16 protein-coding genes are annotated in these 16,489 nt (G+C 72.3%); 7 read left to right on the forward strand and 9 right to left on the reverse strand.

Annotation, left to right across the window (positions count from 1 at the left end):
• Position 1 precedes the first annotated feature (1 nt).
• From ACQPWU_RS31570 to ACQPWU_RS31585, 4 genes are all read left to right on the forward strand, one after another.
• Positions 2-1,270, forward strand: a complete 1,269-nt coding sequence (locus ACQPWU_RS31570; RefSeq protein WP_433428031.1) for an ABC transporter substrate-binding protein — start codon at positions 2-4, stop codon at positions 1,268-1,270.
• Entirely contained in the window at positions 1,267-3,291 is a 2,025-nt protein-coding gene (locus ACQPWU_RS31575) for a hypothetical protein (RefSeq protein WP_433428034.1), read from the forward strand. Before ACQPWU_RS31570 ends, ACQPWU_RS31575 begins: the two co-directional genes overlap by 4 nt.
• 73 nt (positions 3,292-3,364) lie before the next feature.
• Positions 3,365-4,435: a LacI family DNA-binding transcriptional regulator gene (locus tag ACQPWU_RS31580; RefSeq protein WP_433428036.1), complete on the forward strand. Its 1,071-nt coding sequence runs from the start codon at positions 3,365-3,367 to the stop codon at positions 4,433-4,435.
• A gap of 73 nt (positions 4,436-4,508) precedes the next feature.
• Positions 4,509-4,670, forward strand: a complete 162-nt coding sequence (locus tag ACQPWU_RS31585; protein WP_433428038.1) for a hypothetical protein — start codon at positions 4,509-4,511, stop codon at positions 4,668-4,670.
• Here the strand turns inward: ACQPWU_RS31585 and ACQPWU_RS31590 are convergent.
• Positions 4,667-5,311, reverse strand: a complete 645-nt coding sequence (locus ACQPWU_RS31590) for an FMN-dependent NADH-azoreductase (RefSeq protein WP_433428040.1) — start codon at positions 5,309-5,311, stop codon at positions 4,667-4,669. The two genes, ACQPWU_RS31585 and ACQPWU_RS31590, sit on opposite strands and share 4 nt — an antisense overlap.
• An 83-nt stretch (positions 5,312-5,394) precedes the next feature.
• On the opposite strand from ACQPWU_RS31590, the gene ACQPWU_RS31595 reads away from it, so the two are divergent.
• Complete coding sequence (locus tag ACQPWU_RS31595) at positions 5,395-5,874, forward strand: MarR family winged helix-turn-helix transcriptional regulator (RefSeq protein WP_433428042.1); 480 nt, start codon at positions 5,395-5,397, stop codon at positions 5,872-5,874.
• 240 nt (positions 5,875-6,114) lie between these two features.
• On the opposite strand, the gene ACQPWU_RS31600 is transcribed toward ACQPWU_RS31595, so the two are convergent.
• Entirely contained in the window at positions 6,115-6,990 is an 876-nt protein-coding gene (locus ACQPWU_RS31600; protein WP_433428044.1) for an alpha/beta fold hydrolase, read from the reverse strand.
• A 230-nt stretch (positions 6,991-7,220) separates the two neighbouring features.
• Between ACQPWU_RS31600 and ACQPWU_RS31605 the strand changes: the two genes are divergently transcribed.
• Complete coding sequence (locus ACQPWU_RS31605) at positions 7,221-9,308, forward strand: BTAD domain-containing putative transcriptional regulator (RefSeq protein WP_433428046.1); 2,088 nt, start codon at positions 7,221-7,223, stop codon at positions 9,306-9,308.
• 40 nt (positions 9,309-9,348) lie between these two features.
• Here the strand turns inward: ACQPWU_RS31605 and ACQPWU_RS31610 are convergent, their stop codons facing one another.
• The 4 genes from ACQPWU_RS31610 to ACQPWU_RS31625 form a co-directional block, all read right to left on the reverse strand.
• Positions 9,349-9,537: a hypothetical protein gene (locus tag ACQPWU_RS31610; RefSeq protein WP_433428048.1), complete on the reverse strand. Its 189-nt coding sequence runs from the start codon at positions 9,535-9,537 to the stop codon at positions 9,349-9,351.
• A 137-nt stretch (positions 9,538-9,674) separates the two neighbouring features.
• Positions 9,675-10,160 (reverse strand): hypothetical protein, encoded by a 486-nt coding sequence (locus ACQPWU_RS31615; RefSeq protein ID WP_433428050.1) that lies wholly within the window; start codon positions 10,158-10,160, stop codon positions 9,675-9,677.
• Positions 10,157-11,629 carry an ATP-binding protein gene (locus tag ACQPWU_RS31620; RefSeq protein ID WP_433428052.1) on the reverse strand — a complete coding sequence of 491 codons (1,473 nt, stop codon included), beginning with the start codon at positions 11,627-11,629 and terminating at the stop codon, positions 10,157-10,159. The genes ACQPWU_RS31615 and ACQPWU_RS31620 overlap by 4 nt, the downstream gene beginning before the upstream one ends.
• 7 nt (positions 11,630-11,636) lie before the next feature.
• Positions 11,637-12,311, reverse strand: a complete 675-nt coding sequence (locus ACQPWU_RS31625) for a response regulator (RefSeq protein WP_433428054.1) — start codon at positions 12,309-12,311, stop codon at positions 11,637-11,639.
• Positions 12,312-12,498: 187 nt separating this feature from the next.
• On the opposite strand from ACQPWU_RS31625, the gene vanY-N reads away from it, so the two are divergent.
• Entirely contained in the window at positions 12,499-13,047 is a 549-nt protein-coding gene (vanY-N, locus tag ACQPWU_RS31630) for a D,D-peptidase/D,D-carboxypeptidase VanY-N (RefSeq protein ID WP_433428055.1), read from the forward strand.
• 247 nt (positions 13,048-13,294) lie between these two features.
• Here vanY-N and ACQPWU_RS31635 read toward each other — a convergent pair whose 3' ends face one another.
• From ACQPWU_RS31635 to ACQPWU_RS31645, 3 genes are all read right to left on the reverse strand, one after another.
• Positions 13,295-13,987: an aspartate/glutamate racemase family protein gene (locus ACQPWU_RS31635; RefSeq protein WP_433428057.1), complete on the reverse strand. Its 693-nt coding sequence runs from the start codon at positions 13,985-13,987 to the stop codon at positions 13,295-13,297.
• Positions 13,988-14,134: 147 nt separating this feature from the next.
• Positions 14,135-15,514, reverse strand: coding sequence for a UDP-N-acetylmuramoyl-tripeptide--D-alanyl-D-alanine ligase (locus ACQPWU_RS31640; RefSeq protein WP_433428059.1), 1,380 nt, complete (start codon positions 15,512-15,514; stop codon positions 14,135-14,137).
• Entirely contained in the window at positions 15,511-16,467 is a 957-nt protein-coding gene (locus tag ACQPWU_RS31645) for a D-alanine--D-alanine ligase family protein (RefSeq protein WP_433428061.1), read from the reverse strand. Before ACQPWU_RS31645 ends, ACQPWU_RS31640 begins: the two co-directional genes overlap by 4 nt.
• Positions 16,468-16,489 lie beyond the last annotated feature (22 nt).

The following is a 16,489-nucleotide window of genomic DNA, read 5'->3' on the forward strand; positions in this document are numbered from 1 at the left end:
CATGCCAAGGAGACTAGCGGCGCTCTGCCTGGCCGGCGTCGTGCTGGCGGCCTCGGCCTGCTCTGGCTCGTCCGGCGGCGACGACGGCACCGTCGAGCTGCGCTTCGGCTGGTGGGGCAACAACGACCGGGCGGCCGCCACCCAGAAGGTCATCGACGCCTTCCAGGCCAAGAACCCCGGCATCAAGGTCAAGGGCACGTACACCGACTTCAACTCCTACTTCGACCGGCTGGCCACCGAGGTGGCCGGCGGCCGCGCGCCGGACGTCATCACGCTCGGCGGCGCCTATCCGCGCGAGTACGGCGACCGCGGCGCCCTGCTCGACCTGGCCAAGGTCGGCCTGAAGACCGACAAGATCGGCGCCGCGGCTCTCGAGAACGGCAAGTTCGACGGCGTCCAGTACGGCGTGCCGACCGGCGTCAACGCCATCGCCGTCGTGGTCAACCCGGCGGTGTTCGACAAGGCGGGCGTCGAACTGCCCGACGAGGACACCTGGACCTGGGACGACTTCAAGCGCATCGCCAAAGAGATCGCCCCGAAGGTGCCCAAGGGCACCTTCGCGCTGGCCGACCCCACCAGGACCGACATGCTGGACGCGTACTCGCGCCAGCGCGGCGAGGCGCTCTACACCGCCGACGGCAAGGTCGGCATCGGCCGGCAGACGCTGGTCGACTGGTGGACCATGACGCTGGAGCTGCGCGATGCCGGGGCGACCCCGCCGGCCTCGCAGACGGCCGAGCTGATCACCCAGCCCGCGCCCGAGCAGTCGCTGATGGGCCGGGGCCTGGCCGCGATGCAGTTCGACTGGAGCAACCAGCTCACCGCGCTGCGCAAGGCCTCCGGTCAGCCGCTGAAGCTGATCCGGCTGCCGGGCGAGAGCGCCCGGCCCGGCATGTGGCTGCAGGCCTCGCAGATCTACAGCATCAACGCGCGCAGCAAGCACCCGCAGGAGGCCGCCAAGTTCCTCGACTTCCTGGTCAACAGCGTCGACGCCGGGAAGATCATCCTGGCTGACCGGGGCATGCCGGCCAACTCCGAGGTCCGCGCCGGCATTCAGAGCGTGCTGGGCGAGGACGAGAAGGCGCAGGCGCAGTTCATCGACAAGCTGACGCCGAAGGCGGGGCCGCCGCTGGTGATCGGGCCGACCGGGTCCACCGACACGCCGAAGATCCTCGACCGCGTCAACGCCGAGGTGCTGTTCGACCGGCAGAAGCCGGCCGAGGCGGCGGCGGACTTCATCAAGCAGGTCCAGGTGGCGATCAAGCAATGATCGACCGCCGCGCACTCGCCGACCGGCACGCGGTCGAGGTGACGGGGATCCTGCCGCGGTCGCCGCTGTCGGTCGGCAACGGGGAGTTCTGCTGCACGGTCGACGTCACCGGGCTGCAGACCTTCCCCGACCGCTACCCGGTCCAGGACCGCACCGGCACCGGCCCGGGCACACTGCTGGCGACCATGTCCTCGTGGGGCTGGCACAGCGTGCCCGGCTCGTACGACCTGGCCGAGACGGTGCGCGCCTATGAGACGCCGCGCGGGCCGGTGCCGTACGTGGACATGCGCGGCGACCTGAGCGGCGCGGGCGAGGCGCCGGCCTCGGCGGCCGAGTCGTGGCTGCGCGCCAACCCGCACCGGCTCGACCTGGGCCGGATCGGGCTCGCTGATGTGACACCTGCCGAGGTGAGCGACGTCCGGCAGCGGCTGGATCTGTGGAGCGGCACCATCACCAGCCGCTACCGGCTGCGCGGCTCGCCGGTGCGGGTCGTCACCGCCTGCCATCCCGAGCGGGACGTGCTGGCCGTGCGGCTGGAGTCGGGCCTGCCGGCGGGCGGGCCGTCGGTGCGGCTGGCGTTCCCGTACGGGTCGCAGGCCTGGGGCAACGCGGCCGACTGGGATCGGCCCGAGGCGCACTCCTCGACGCTGCGGCCCTCGCGGGGTGGGTTCACGGTGGAGCGCGTCCTCGACGACACCGCCTACCACGTCAAGGTGGCGACGAACGGGCAGGTGACGGAGGCCGGACCGCACGAGTTCCGCATCACCTTCCCGGAGGCCACCGCCGCCGAGCTGGTCATCGCCTTCAACGCTGAGCCGCTCGCCTTCCAGGAGGTGGCGTCGGCGTCCGCGCGGCACTGGGCGCGGTTCTGGAGCACGGGCGGCGCCGTCGACCTGTCGGGCAGCCGCGACGAGCGGGCGGGCGAGCTGGAGCGCAGGGTGGTGCTGTCGCAGTACCTGACGGCGATCCACTGCGCGGGCTCGCTTCCCCCGGCTGAGACAGGGCTGATGGCCAACAGCTGGCGGGGTCGCTTCCACCTGGAGATGCACTGGTGGCACGCGGCGCACTTCCCGCTGTGGGGGCGGTCCGAGCTGCTGGAGCGCAGCCTGGCCTGGTACGCCTCCGCGCTGCCGCGAGCCCGCGGGACCGCGCGCTCCCAGGGGTGCGCGGGTGCACGCTGGCCCAAGCAGGTGGGTCCGGACGGGCGGGAGAGTCCCAGCCCGATCGGGCCGTTCCTGGTGTGGCAGCAGCCGCACCCGATCTTCCTGGCCGAGCTGGTGCGCCGGGCCCGCGGCACCCGCCACGCGCTGGAGCGGTATGCCGGGATCGTACTGGAGACGGCCGCGTTCATGGCCTCCTTCGCGATCAAGGGGCCCGGCGGGTACGCGCTGGGCCCGCCGCTGGTGCCGGCGCAGGAGTCGTACGCGTCCGTGCGGGCGAGCGCGGCCGACCCGACGTTCGAGCTGGCGTACTGGTCGTGGGCGCTGGGCGTGGCGCAGCGGTGGCGCCGCCTGCTGGACCTGCCGCCCGAGCCGTCCTGGGCGGAGGTGGCCGAGGGGATGCGCCGTCCGCGGGTGCGCGGCGGGGTGTACGCGGCGATGGACGCGCCGCCGTACACGGTGCCCGACGACCACCCGTCGATGCTGTACGCGCTCGGCTTCGTCCCGCCGACCCGCCTCATCGACCCCGCCACGATGCGGGCGACGCTTCGGAACGTGCTGGCGAGCTGGAAATGGGACACCACGTGGGGCTGGGACTACCCGGCGATGGCCATGACCGCCACCCGGCTGGGCGAGCCGGAGACCGCCGTCGAGACGCTGCTCATGCCGGTGGCCAAGAACGCCTACCTGCCCAACGGCCACAACCGGCAGACCGACACGCTGCCGGTCTACCTGCCGGGCAACGGCGGCCTGCTGGCGGCGGTGGCGCTCATGGCCGCCGGCTGGGAGGGCGGCCCGCCGGCGCCCGGTTTCCCGGCGGACTGGTCGGTCGAGCACGAGGGTCTGCATCCCTCGCCATAGCGGCTTTGACCGGTCGCCGGGGGCGCTTGAATGAGTGCATGCAGGGAGGGGCCCGAGCGTGCAGGGAGAGCGGATGAGGGCGAGCACCGGAGACGCCGATCAGGAGGAGCCGGTCCACCGGCCGGGGCGGCGCGGGCCGCGGCCGGCGGGGCCGGCGACGATCAGCCGGGTGGCCGAGACGGCCGGGGTGTCGCGGGCCACGGTGTCGCGCGTGATGAACGGCTCGACCACGGTCAACCCGGAGCTGGCCGAACGCGTGCGGGCGGCCGCGCGGGCGCTGGACTACGAGCCGAGCGTGGCGGCCCGCAGCCTGGCGCTCGGCCGGACGGGCAACGTGTCGCTGATCGTGCCCGACCTGGCCAATCCGCTGTTCCAGGGCGTGCTGCGGGGGCTCAGCCAGGCCGCGGGCCAGGCCGGGCGGCGGCTGCTGGTGGCCGAGTCGAACGAGGACCCCGAGGAGGAGACGGTGCTGGCGCTGGAGGCCCGGCGCAACTCCGACGGGCTCGTGCTGGCCTCGCCCCGCGCCTCCGACGAGCGGCTGGTCGAGCTGCGTGCCAGGCTCGCGCCGTTCGTGCTGGTCTACCGGGACGTGCCGGGCTCGGGCGCGCCGTCGCTGACGGTCGACAACGCGTCGGGCATGGCCGCCATCGTCGCCCACCTCACCACTCTGGGCCACCGCCACCTGGCCTATCTGGCCGGTCCAGAGGGCAGCGTGAGCAACGCCGAGCGGCTGGCCACGCTGCGCGCCGCCGCGGCCGGGGAGCCCGGTTTCCGGCTGACGGAGCTGGCGTGCGGGTCGATGTTCGACGACGGCCACGCCGCGGCGGGCGCCGTGGCCGGCTGCGGGGCGAGCGCGGTGGTGGCGTTCAACGACATGGTGGCCTCCGGCGCGCTGACCGGCCTGCACGAGCTCGGCGTACGGGTGCCCGCCGACGTGTCGGTGACCGGGTTCGACGACATCGCCTTCGCCCGCTACACCACGCCGCCGCTGACGACGGCGTCGATCCCGAAGAACGAGCTGGGCAGGCAGGCGTGGGAGCGGCTGTGGGCGCTGATGAACGGCGAGTCCGGCGGCTACGACGTGCGCTTCCAGCCCCGGCTGCTCATCCGCGGCAGCACCGCGCCCCTGCGCCAGGAGAGATAGAGGAGCGGGTCGGCGTGTTTCCGCGGCGGATGTTCGACAAGGGGTTCCCCACCTTCGACCCGTTCTCGTAGGGGTGCCCCTGTCGGCCGGGCCGCTGGTGGCGGACTTCGGGCGGTGCTTCGAGGGCGTGAGCCCGCAGGAGGCGGAGCGGCCGGCGAGCTGCTTCGCGTTCATCGACTGCGAGAACCGCGGGCCGCTCACCGGCACGCTCCGCTCCCATCTGGCGGGAGCCTAGGCAGGCACCTTGGCCCGCCACAGGGTGTCGATCTCACGCTGGGCCGCCGCCAGGCTCTCGGCGGCCAGCGGGATCAGATCGGACATCGCCGGGTTCACCCCGGCCAGCGTCAGCTCGGCCGTGATGAACCGCGGCGTCAGCCCCACCATGGACAGCCCGTGGGGAAGCCACGGCCCGGCGTGGTCCCAGCCCTCACGTGGGGCGCCCTCACCGTAGCCGCCGCCGCGGCTGGCCAGCACGATGAACTCCTTGCCGGCCAGCAGCCCGGTGCCGGTCTCGGGGTCGAACGCCAGCCCGGGGGCGATGAGGTGGTCCACCCACGCCTTGACACTGCTGGGCGCGGCGTAGTTGTAGAGCGGCAGGCCCAGCAGGATCGTGTCGGCCTGCTTGACCTCGTTGACGAGCTGCTCGGTCAGCTCCCAGGAGGCGGCCTGGGCGGAGGTGTGCTGCCCGGCCGGGACCAGCCGGGCCAGACCGCCCGCCGCGTCGAGGTGCGGGAGCGGGTCGCGGCCCAGGTCGCGGTAGGTGGTGGTGCCGCCCGGGTGTGCCGACCGCCAGACCGCGGCGGCCTGCGCGGTGAGCTTGCGGCTGGTCGAGCGCTCGCCCTGGATGCTCGAGTCGATGTGGAGAAGATGTGCCATATCGTTCTTCCTCAATAAATCGTTTGTGGCACATCAATGATTACCACCACATGGATGGTTCTGCCAAGCCGTAGACTGACGTCATGACCTCCGCGCCCGCCGCAGACCAAACGGCGCACCTCTCGGGCCCCCTGCTCGACCACCTCTCCCGCCGCATCCGCATGCGCGCCGAGTCGGTGATGGCCCCCCTCGGCCTGCGGCCCCGCCACGTCGTCGCGCTGACCGTGCTGCGCGACGCCGGCGCCTGCAACCAGCAGTCCCTGGCCACCATGCTGGCGATGGACGGCACCAACGTGGTCGGCCTGCTCAACGACCTCGAAGCCCAGGACCTGGTCGAGCGCCGCCGCGCTCCCGAAGACCGCCGCCGCCACGTGGTGCAGCTCACCGAGGCGGGCTCCCGGCGGCTGGCCGAGGTCGAGCTCGCGCTGGCGGCGGTCGAGGACGAGGTGCTCGGCGCGCTCGACGCCGGCCAGCGCGAGACCCTCTACACCCTGCTCCAGGCGGCGGTCAGCAACGCCCAAGTGATCTGCACCGAGCACGTCGAGCCCACCGGCGACTGCTAGGCGTGCGGCCTCAGCAGGTGTAGTTGGCCCCGGCTTCCACGGCCGCGTGTCGTGGCGGCGTTCGGGTCCTTGCCCTCGTTGAGACAGCGCGGCCGGCAGGGGTTGATGGTCAGCGCTCCCCTGCCGCCAGTGGGAGTCAACTGCTGCCGGTGCAGGCGAGCGCCGAGACGTGCCGGCAACGCGCCAAATGGTTCGACGCGCTGCTTCCTTGCCATGCGCACGTCGTACGGGTGTGAACTTTCAGCGCTCGAGCAGCTCCCGGAGGGCCTTGACGATGCCGGCAGGGGCTTCCTCGGCCATGAAGTGGCCGAAGCCGACGGTGCCATGCCGGACGTCGGGCGCCCAGGCCCGCCACAGCGCCGCCGCGTCGTAGCCGAGGGCGGCGCCCCAGTCCTGCTGGAGCACCGTCACCGGCATCCGCAGGCGATTTCCCGCGTCCTGGTCGGCCTGATCGTGCTCGATGTCGATGCCTGCCGAGGCGCGGTAGTCGGCGACGATCGAGGGGATCGCGTCGCGGCAGGCCTCCAGGTACGCGGCGCGGACGTCGGAGGGGATCGCCTGCGGGTCGCCGGTCCAGGCGTCGAGGAAGTGGCCGAAGAAGGCGTCCGGGTCGGCCGCGATCAGCCGCTCGGGCAGGCCGGGCGGCTGGGCCATCAGGTAGAGGTGGAAACCGACGGCCGCGGCGGCGCCGTGCAGCGCCTCCCACATGTCCAGGGTCGGCAGCACGTCCAGGCAGGCCAGGTGGGTGATCGCGGCGGGGTGGTCGAGCGCGGCACGGAAGGCGACCAGGGCGCCGCGGTCGTGCCCGGCCAGGGCGAAGCGCTCGTGGGCCAATGCGCGGGCCAGGGCGATGATGTCGGCGGCCATGGTGCGCTTGGCGTAGGTGTCGGGGCCGGTCTCGGCGGGTTTGTCGCTGGCGCCGTAGCCTCGCAGGTCGGGGCAGATGACGGTGTGGCCGGCCGCCACCAGCTCGGGGGCGACGTGCCGCCACATGAGGTGGGTCTGCGGGAAGCCGTGCAGCAGCACGATCGGGCTGCCCTCGCCGGCGACGGCCGCGCTGAGCGACACGCCGTCGCCGACGGGGACGCGGTGATAGGTGAAGCCTTCGATGACCATGATGGCGTTCTTTCTTTTTGGGTCGATTGGGCCGGTTTGGGCCCAGCCGTACACGGGATGCGGGGCCGCGCGTAGGTGTAGGGGCACTGGCGCCGCGCGGCGTGAAGGCTGTGCGTACGGCGTGGCGCACTGCCGCCGCACCTACGGCTCCGCGGCGTTCTGCCTCCAGCGTGCCGGGCGTGAATGAGCATCCGATGAGCGCGCTACCGTGACCTGGGGGTGAGCAGGAAGTGCGGGTGGTGTTCGGGGTGCTGGGGCCGGTGGCGGCCTGGGACGGCGCCGGGCGTGCGATCGGCTTGAAGGGGCCGCGGCATCGTGCGGTGCTGGCCCGGCTGATCGCCGCCCGGGGGCGCGTGGTCCCGGTCTCCCGCCTGGTGGCCGACCTCTGGGAGGATCCCCCTGCCGATGCGGTGGGCGCGGTGCGCACGTTCGTTGCGGCCCTGCGCCGGGCGCTGGAGCCGGATCGCCCGCCCCGAGCCCCGGCCCGGCTGCTGGTCACCGAGGGCCCTGGGTACGCGTTGCGCGCCGAGCCGCAAACGGTGGACGCCTGGCGCTTCGAACGGGCGGTGGCCGCCGCGGGACCGCCCGAGGAGGTCCTCGAGCGACTGGAGGAGGCGCTGGGATGGTGGCGCGGGCCCGCCTACGCCGACTTCGCCGACGAGCCCTGGGCCCTTGCGGAGCGCTCCCGGCTGACGGAGCTGCGGCTGCACGCCGTCGAACGCCGAGCCGAGGCCCGGCTGGCCCTGGGGCTTGCCGGGGCGGCGGTGCCGGATCTGGACGCGCACGTGGCCGATCACCCATGGCGGGAGGAGGGCTGGCGGCTGCTGGCCCTGGCGCTGTACCGTACCGGGCGCCAGGGCGACGCGCTCGCCGTGCTACGCCGGGCGCGTACGCTGCTGGCCGAGCACCTGGGCGTGGACCCGGGGCCGGCGCTGCGCCGCCTGGAGAGCGACATCCTCCACCACGCCGACCACCTCAGCCCGGCCGCATCCGGCTCGGCCGCGTCCGACTCGAGTACGTCCGGATCAGGTGCGCCCGAATCGCGTGCGGCCGAATCGCGTGCGGCGGAGCCGGGGGCGGCCGAGACGGTGTGGGCGCGGGCGGCCGCCGCCTACGACCGCAGCGCGCCGCGGGGTGCGCGGGCCCGGTTGGAATCGACGGTGACGCTGATGCGCGGCCTGGCGGTGACCGGGGGCGGTGGTCTGCAGGCGGCTCGCGAGCACCGGGTGGCTGCCATCGCGGCGGCGGAGGAACTGGGCGACGCGCAGCTGACGGCCCGCGTCATCGGCGCCTACGACGTTCCGGCGATCTGGACCCGCCTCGACGACCCGGACCAGGCGGCGCACGTGATCGCGGCAGCCGAACGCGCCCTGACCACCCTGGCAGCCTTCCCGCCGGCCACCGCCCTCCCGGCGGGGGCGCATGATGCGGCGCGAGCTCGCCTGTTGGCCACGATCGGACTGGAGTCACGGGGCACCCACTCGCCGCGCGGCCCACAAGCCGCCCGGGAGGCGGAACGGCTGGCACGCCGGCTGGACGATCCTAGGCTGCTGGCGTTCGCGCTCAATGCCGTGTTCATGCAGACGTTCCACCGGGCGGGGCTGGCTGTGCACCGGGATGCGATCGGCGCCGAGTTGGTCGCCCTGTCGGCTCGGCATGCCCTGGCCACCTACGAGGTTCTCGGGCACCTCATCCGTCTCCAAGCCCGCTGCGCGCTCGCGGACTTCCCCGGAGCCGACGCCCACGCCTGCGCCGCCGACCGCCTGGCCGAGCGGTACGAGCTGCCGCTGGTGAGCGTCTTCACCCAGTGGTACCGAGCGTTGCGGCTCGACGCGACCGGGCAGGCGCCGGTGGAGGACGTCGAGTCGGCCTATCGGGCCGCCGCCGCCCGGCTCGACGGCGCCGGTATGCCGGGGCTCGAGCGCGGACTGTTGCCGCTCGCGCTGCTGTGCCTGCGCCTGCGCGGCCACGCACAACCCGCTCGGCCTCCTCGGGCCGCATCGGCGGACGAGGGCGCCGGGTTCGGACCCTACGAGCCGTGGGTGCGTCCCGTGGTGCTGCTCGCCCAGGGCCGCCGAGATGAGGCGGCGGCGAAGTTGCGCCACATCCCTGACCCGCCCCGAGACCTGCTGCTGGAGGCCATGTGGTGTCTGGTGGCGCGAGCCGCCGTCGCGGTCGGCGACCGGGAGTCGATGGAGCGGGCCCATTCCGCGCTCGCGCCCGCCGCGGCGGAACTGGCCGGGGCGGGCAGCGGGCTGCTCACCCTGGGACCGGTCTCCCACTACCTCGACGACCTCGCCGCCGCCCTGCGCCGCTGACAGCCGGCCCGTCCGCCGATCGGCGGCGCCGGCAGTGACCTCACGCGCATCCGCCGCCGAATACCGTCGCGGCCGTGGACAAGTTGACCGAGGCCGTGGCGTCGATGTCGTCGTGGTCCCGGACGGTGGCGACCTGCGCGCACAGGCGTTCGAGCGGCTCGGCCGCCTCCACGTGCTCGGCGACGCCGGTGGCCAGGATCCGGCACTGTCGGGCGACGCGGCCCGTCACGGCACCCGGCAGGTGATCGGGCTCAGCCTCGGAGCGGTCGCCCCCTGGTGCCTGAAGTGACGCGGCGGGCCAGCGGTCGAGCGTCCCGACCTCGAAGGAGCCGGCGGTGCGTCGTTCCCGGGCACCCGGCTGGTCGTCTACCCCGGGCAGTTCCGGGGGCTGAAGCCCTGCTCGGCACCGACGACGGTGACCCGGGCAGGGCTTTCCGCCGCCGTGGCGGCGGCCGTGCACACGATCTGCTGGACGGCCAGTTTGGACAGTTCGCCGGCCGGAATGGACGGGGTCACCTCCAAGTCGCCGGCCGGCTTGGCGGTCACCTCGAACGGGCCGGCTTCGGGCGGGACGTCGGTGGTGAATCCGTCCGCCCGTTCCATCACGGTGGGCCCGGCTGCCAGCAGCGCGAGCGTGTCCGTGAGGAACATGGGACGCCCACGGGGCCGCGTCACCGCGCTGAGCCGGCCGCTCTTCACCAGGTAGAGGGTGGTCGCCATGGTGGGTGCGACGCCTCCGCTCGGCGGGTCGCCGGCGCGGACGACGTCGCTGGGCCGCACGCCGCAGCCGGCCACGGCAACGAGCGATGCGAGGCCCGCGGCGAGCATGCGGCGGGCCAGGCGGGTCCTCACTCGGGGCCTCCGTCCGGATCGTGTGCCCGGCGTGGCAGGCGCAGCGTGAACATGGCGCCACCGTCCGGGGCGTTGCTGACGGTGAGGTCGCCCCGGTGCAGACGCGCGTTCTCCCGCGCGATGGCCAGGCCCAGGCCGCTGCCCTCGGACCTGGCCCTGGCCGCGCTGGCCTTGTAGAACCGGTCGAACACGTGCGGCAGCACGGCCTCGTCCAGCCCCGGTCCGTGGTCGCGGACCTCGAGAGAGATCCAGTCCGCGTCGGCGCGAAGCCGTACCGACACCGGTGGCTCGCCGTGCCGCAGGGCGTTGCCGACCAGGTTCGCGAGGATGACGTCCACTCGGCGCGGGTCCAGCCGCGCCGTCACCCCGGGGGGAAGCTCGGTGTGCACCGACTCCGACCAGCCCCGGACACGCAGGGTCGCGCGCACGAGTTCGGCCACGTCGACCTCGTTCGGCGCCAGGGCCGCGACGCCTGAGTCGAACCTGCTGATCTCGATGAGGTCGTTCACCAGAGCGGTGAGGTTGAGCGTCTCCTGGCTGACCAGCCTGGCGGCCCTGCCGGCGGGCTCGGGCAGGCGGTCCGCCTCGTCCTCCAGGACGTCGGCGACCGCGGCGAGCGCGGCCAGCGGGGTGCGCAGTTCGTGGGACACATCGGCCACGAACCGGCGGGCGTCGGCCTCCATCTCGCGCAGCTGCTTGACGTGCCGTTCCAGTTCCGCGGCGGTGGTGTTGAACGTGCGTGCCACGTCGGCCAGCTCATCGGAGCCGTGGACCGCGATCCTGGTCCGCATCTCGCCCTGGCCCAGCAGGCGTGCCGCCCGGCCGAGCTCGCGCACAGGGCCCAGCACGCCACGGGTGGCCAGCAACGCCAGGACGACCGCGAACGCCAGGGCCGCCCCGCCGGTCAGCCAGGCGCGTGCGGCGAGCCGGTCGATGCTGCGCTGTTCGGGAAGCAGGCTACGCGCGGCGTAGACCTCGATGCCGGACATCCGCGTCGGCTGACCCGGGTCGGCGATCAGCAACGGCGTGCCGATGACCAAGAAGGGCGCGCCCTGCCACACCACGCGTTGCCACGCGACCTCGCCGCCGGCCACCGTTCGCCGCAGCTCCGGTGGAATCGCCCTGGGATCCAGGACCAGCGGGTTCATGCCGGGCGCTTCGAGCCCCGGCGGCGGGCCGGTCGGCGAGTGCAGCTCGTGGTAGAAGGCGACCGCGGAGCTGTTCCCGTCGGTCACGGTGGCGGCGATCTCTCCGAGTTCGGCCGGGCCCGGCGCCGGGTTCCGCAAGGGGAAGAGCTCCTCCAGGCGGCTTGTCATCGCCCGCACCGCGGCATCCTGGGTCCTCTGCAGGATGGCGTTGCGGGCATCGACGTAGATCCCGCCGGCTACCGCCGCCGCGGTGACCACACACAGCAGTGCGAACGCGAACAGCAGCCGGGCACGCAGCCCCAGGCTCGGCCGAGGTGCCATCGGCGGCTCACACCGGCCCGAACCGGTACCCGAACCCACGCACCGTCTGCACGTAGACGGGCGCCGCCGAATCGTCCTCGATCTTCGCGCGCAACCGCTGCACACACGCGTCCACGAGACGCGAGTCGCCGAAATAGCCATGCTCCCACACCGACTCCAGCAGCTGCTGGCGGCTGTGCACCCGGCCCGGCGTGCCGGAGAGCTCGAGCAGCAGGCGCAGCTCGGTCGGGGCAAGGCTGACCGGCACGCCGCGGTGGGCGACCACCAGCCCGGCCCGATCGATGGTCAGGTCCCCGTGCCGCTCCAGCTCCGCCTGGTCCCGGCCGATCCGCCGGAGCACCGCGCGAATGCGTGCCTCGAGCACCCTGGGCTGCACCGGCTTGACCACGTAGTCGTCGGCGCCCGCCTCCAACCCGGCCACCACGTCCATGTCGTCGCTGCGCGCTGTCAACATGATGATCGGTACCTCACCGACGGCCCGGATGCGGCGGCAGACCTCGAACCCGTCCATGCCAGGCAACATCAGATCGAGCACGACGACATCGGGAAGGTCCGTACGCAGCCGGTCCAGGCCCTGCTCGCCGGACTCGACCGCGCGCACCCGGTGCCCATGCCGGGCCAGGGCCAGCTCAAGGCCCTCCCGCACGGCCGGGTCATCCTCGATCAACAACACTCGCGACACGCCGCGAATCAAAGCACGCTCCGTAACTCGCCCGCCAGTCAACCCCATCCACTGTCGGCCGGCTTTGTCCCCGCCTCGTCCGCGCCGTGTCATGGTTGTGTCACGGTCGCACCGACGGTGGCCGCAGTCGAGAAACCATGACATTCGGCGGACAACGCGCGCACATTCGGCGCCAATCGTAGTCGCCATGGACGAACCACGCACCATCCCACCTCGGCCCCGTGACCGGCTGTACGCCGTGGTCACGCTGGTGCTGGCCGTGCTCTTGCTGCCCGCGGCGCTGGCCCGCCATCCCGGCCGCGCCCGCGAACTGGCCTGCCGCTGGGCGTTGGGGATGCGATTCCCCGCCGAGGACCTCACCGGGCTCACCGACGGCGCCATGGCGGCGTTCACCGCGGCGCGCACCGAGGCGCTCTGGCGTCACGGCCAGCTCATCGGCCTCACCTCGGGATACCGCGATCCCCATGTCCAACAACGGATGTTCGACGAGGAAGTGCGCCGCTCCGGCTCCCCGGCCTTGGCACGGATGCTCGTGTTACCACCGGCGGAATCCAACCACGTCAAGGGCATCGCGCTGGACGTGCGCCCGCACGAAGGCGCGCGCTGGCTCGAGGAACACGGCGCCCGCTACGACCTCTACCGCATCTACGACAACGAGTGGTGGCACTTCGAGTACCGCCCAGACTGCGGCGGCACACCACCACGACGACGACCCCACCCGGCGTGGGCTAGGTAAGCGAGAACGAGGACCAGAAGTAGCCCTGGTGTGCGATTCATCGACCGGGCGTTCGGAGAGGGGTTAGGGGTATGTCAACGGAGAGTAACAACACGTCCGGATTGCTGGGATGGCTCCTGCAAGCAGCACGCGAGATGGCGTTCGTGGGGCGGAAGGAAGAGCTCGCGGTTTTCAACGCGACGTTGTACGGCGGCGGCTGCAGCGTTGTCCGCCTGAGCCGCCGCATCGTGCCACGACCGAGGGTGTGTCAGTCGGCCAGCGCGAAGCCGGCCGCTGCCTCCGCGTGCAGCCGGGCGCTCGGCAGCACCGGGATGGCGGTGTCCTTCTCACTGATCAGGAGCTCGATCTCGGTGCAGCCGAGGATGACGCCTTCGGCGCCGTCGTCGGCGAGATCGGCGACTATCCGGGCGTACGCGTCCCTGGACGATTCCCGGATCACCCCGCGCACCAGCTCGTCGAAGATCACCCGATGGACCAGTTCCCGCTGTTCACGTCGCGGGACGACCACGTCGAAGCCGTGGGCGGCCAGCCGATCCCGGTAGAAGGGCTGTTCCATGGTGAAGCTGGTGCCCAGCAGACCGACCTTGCGCATTCCCCTGGCGCGGACCTCCGCGCCCACGGTGTCGGCGATGTGCAGCACGGGCACGCCCGCGGCCAGTGCCACGTCGTCGCTCACCCGGCTGAAGGTGTTGCTGCAGATGAGCAGGACCTCGGCGCCGAGATCCTCCAGTTTCCTGCCCGCACCAGTCAGCAACGTACTCACCTCGTCCCAGCGGTCGGCGAAGATGAGGTCCTCGACGGTCGTGTAGTCGACCGACCAGATGAGACTGTTGGCGGAATGGCTGCCGCCGAGGCGCTCGCGTACCCGCTGGTTGATGATCTGGTAGTAGATCACCGTCGATTCCCAGCTCAACCCGCCGATGAGACCGATAGCGCGCATGGAACTCCGTTTCGCTTGCTTGCGCCGGCAGGCTGGTCGGTGCCGGCCACGGTGACGGTGCCGCCACTGGCCTGGTCGAGTCCGGCCAGGCAGTGCATCGGCATGGACTTGGCCGATCCGCTCGGCCCCTCGGCGATGCGCCGGCGGTCAGGCGCCGGCCAGCGCACGGGCGCAGGTGCTGAGCCCGATCTCGCTGGAGGCTTTGACGAACACCACGTCTCCCGGTTCGAGCAGCGCGGTGGCCAGCCTGAGGGCGGCGGCCGCGTCCTCGACGGTATGGACGGCCACACCCTGGCTCGAGGACTGCGCTGCCTTCGCCATCGCGAGCGGATCCCCTGCTCCGACCGCGATCAGCACGTCGAAGCGGAGGTCGGCGACGAGCCGGCCCATCTCGGCGTGCCGGGCGCGGGAGGCGTCCCCCTGCTGCCCCATCGCGCCGAGCACGGCGACGGTACGACGAGTGCCGGCCAGGGCCTTGGCCGCCCGCAGCCCGGCCCGCATGGATTCGGGGTTGGCGTTGTAGGCGTCGTTGACGATGGTGATGCCGTCAGGTCGTTCGACGATCTCCAGCCGGCCCGCGGAGCGCCGCCGTGCGGCGTTCAGCCCATCGGCGATCTCGGTGACGCCCAGGCCGAGTGCGGTGGCGACGGCGGCGGCGGCCAGGGCGTTGCTCACCTGATGCTCGCCTATGAGGCCGAGCTCGACCCGGGCGCGGCCGGAGGGCGTCACCAGCTCGAACGCGGCTCGCGCGCGCTCGTCCAGCCGCACGTCCTCGGCTCGCACCGCCGCCTTCGCCGACCTGCCGTACAACAGGATCGGGGCCCGGGTGCGACCGACCATGCCCATGACGTACGGGTCATCGGCGTTGAGCAGCGCGAACCCGTCCGCCGCAAGCGCCTCGACCAGCTCGCCCTTGGCCTCGGCCACATCGGCCGGCCCGCCTCCCATCCGCTCCACATGCGCGGTGCCGACATTGAGCACCAGCCCGACCTGGGGCGGTGCCAGCCCGGTCAGATACCTCAGATCCCCCTTGCGGCCCGCACCCATCTCCAGCACCAGGTACCGGGTGCCGGCATCGGCACGCAGCACGGTCAGCGGCAGCCCGAGCTCGTTGTTGAACGACCTGTCGGTGGCGACCGTCGGCGCGTGCCGCTCGAGCACCTGGGCCAGCAGGTCCTTGGTCGTGGTCTTGCCCACGGACCCGGTCAGGCCGATCACGGTCGGGCTGAGGCGTTCCAGCACATGCCTGGCCAGCAGGCCGAGCGCGAGCTGGACGTCCTCGACCACGAGGGCAGGCACCCCCACGGGCCTTGCGGCCAGCACCGCGACGGCGCCGCCCGCGACGGCACCCGCCGCGTAGTCGTGCCCGTCGACGCGGGCGCCGACCGTAGCGGCGAACAGGCCACCGGGCACCACCTCGCGGGAGTCGACCGCCGAGGGCGCCGTCACCAGCGCCTGCGGGTCGCGCACGTCCGACAGGCTCGCGCCGACGACCCGCGCGATCTCCTTCAGCGTCATGGGGATCATGAACCGCTCCTGGCGAAGGCGAGGTCGATGAGGCGGCCCAGCAGGTCCGGGTACGCGACACCGCTTGCGGCCCAGGCCCTGGCGTAGACCGAACGGGAGGTGAAACCGGGCATGGTGTTGATCTCCAGCACGTACAGGCGTCCCGTGTCCTGCTCATAGAGGAAGTCGACACGCGCCAGGCCATAGCCACCGATCGCCCGGAAGGCGCGCAGGGCCAGCTCACGCACCTCCTCGGCCACCCGTTCCGGCAGCACGGCAGGGATGGTGGCGATCTCGGCCCGGCTGAGGTACTTGGCCTCATAGTCGAGCCAGTCACCGGGCACGATGAGCTCGCCAGGCACCGACACATCCGGCGTGTCATAGCCACCGAGCACGCCGCAGATGAGCTCGCGCGCGCTCACCCCCTGCTCGACGACGACCACCCGGTCATAGCCCAACGCCAGCTCCACACCCGTACGCAGCTCCTGCATGGAGGTGACACGTGAGATGCCGATGGAGGAGCCCATGTTGGCCGGCTTGACGTACATCGGCCAGTCGAGCGACTTCACCAGACCCCAGTGGTCGGTGGAGGTACGCCATTCATGCTCGGTGAACCACACATGCGGGGTAAGAGGAATGTCCTCCGCCAGGAACGTACGCCGCATCGCCACCTTGTCCATGCCCACGGCCGAGGCCAGGACACCGCAGCCCACATACGGGATGCCCAACGCCTCCAAATGACCCTGAACGACGCCGTCCTCACCGAACGGCCCATGCAGCACGGGAAAGACCACGTCCACCAGATCGCGTCGCAACTCCACCGGCCACCTGCCCTGCCGGTCGATGATGACGGCGACGGGCTCGTACAGATCCCTCGGCAGAGCATCGAGCACAGCCCGCGCCGACTGCAGCGACACCTCATGCTCGGCGGACGGCCCACCCGCCAGCACAGCCACGCGCACGCGTTCAGTCACGATCAATCAGCCTTCCTCAGTG

This window comes from Nonomuraea sp. CA-141351, from assembly GCF_050944675.1.
In the GTDB taxonomy this organism is placed as follows: domain Bacteria; phylum Actinomycetota; class Actinomycetes; order Streptosporangiales; family Streptosporangiaceae; genus Nonomuraea.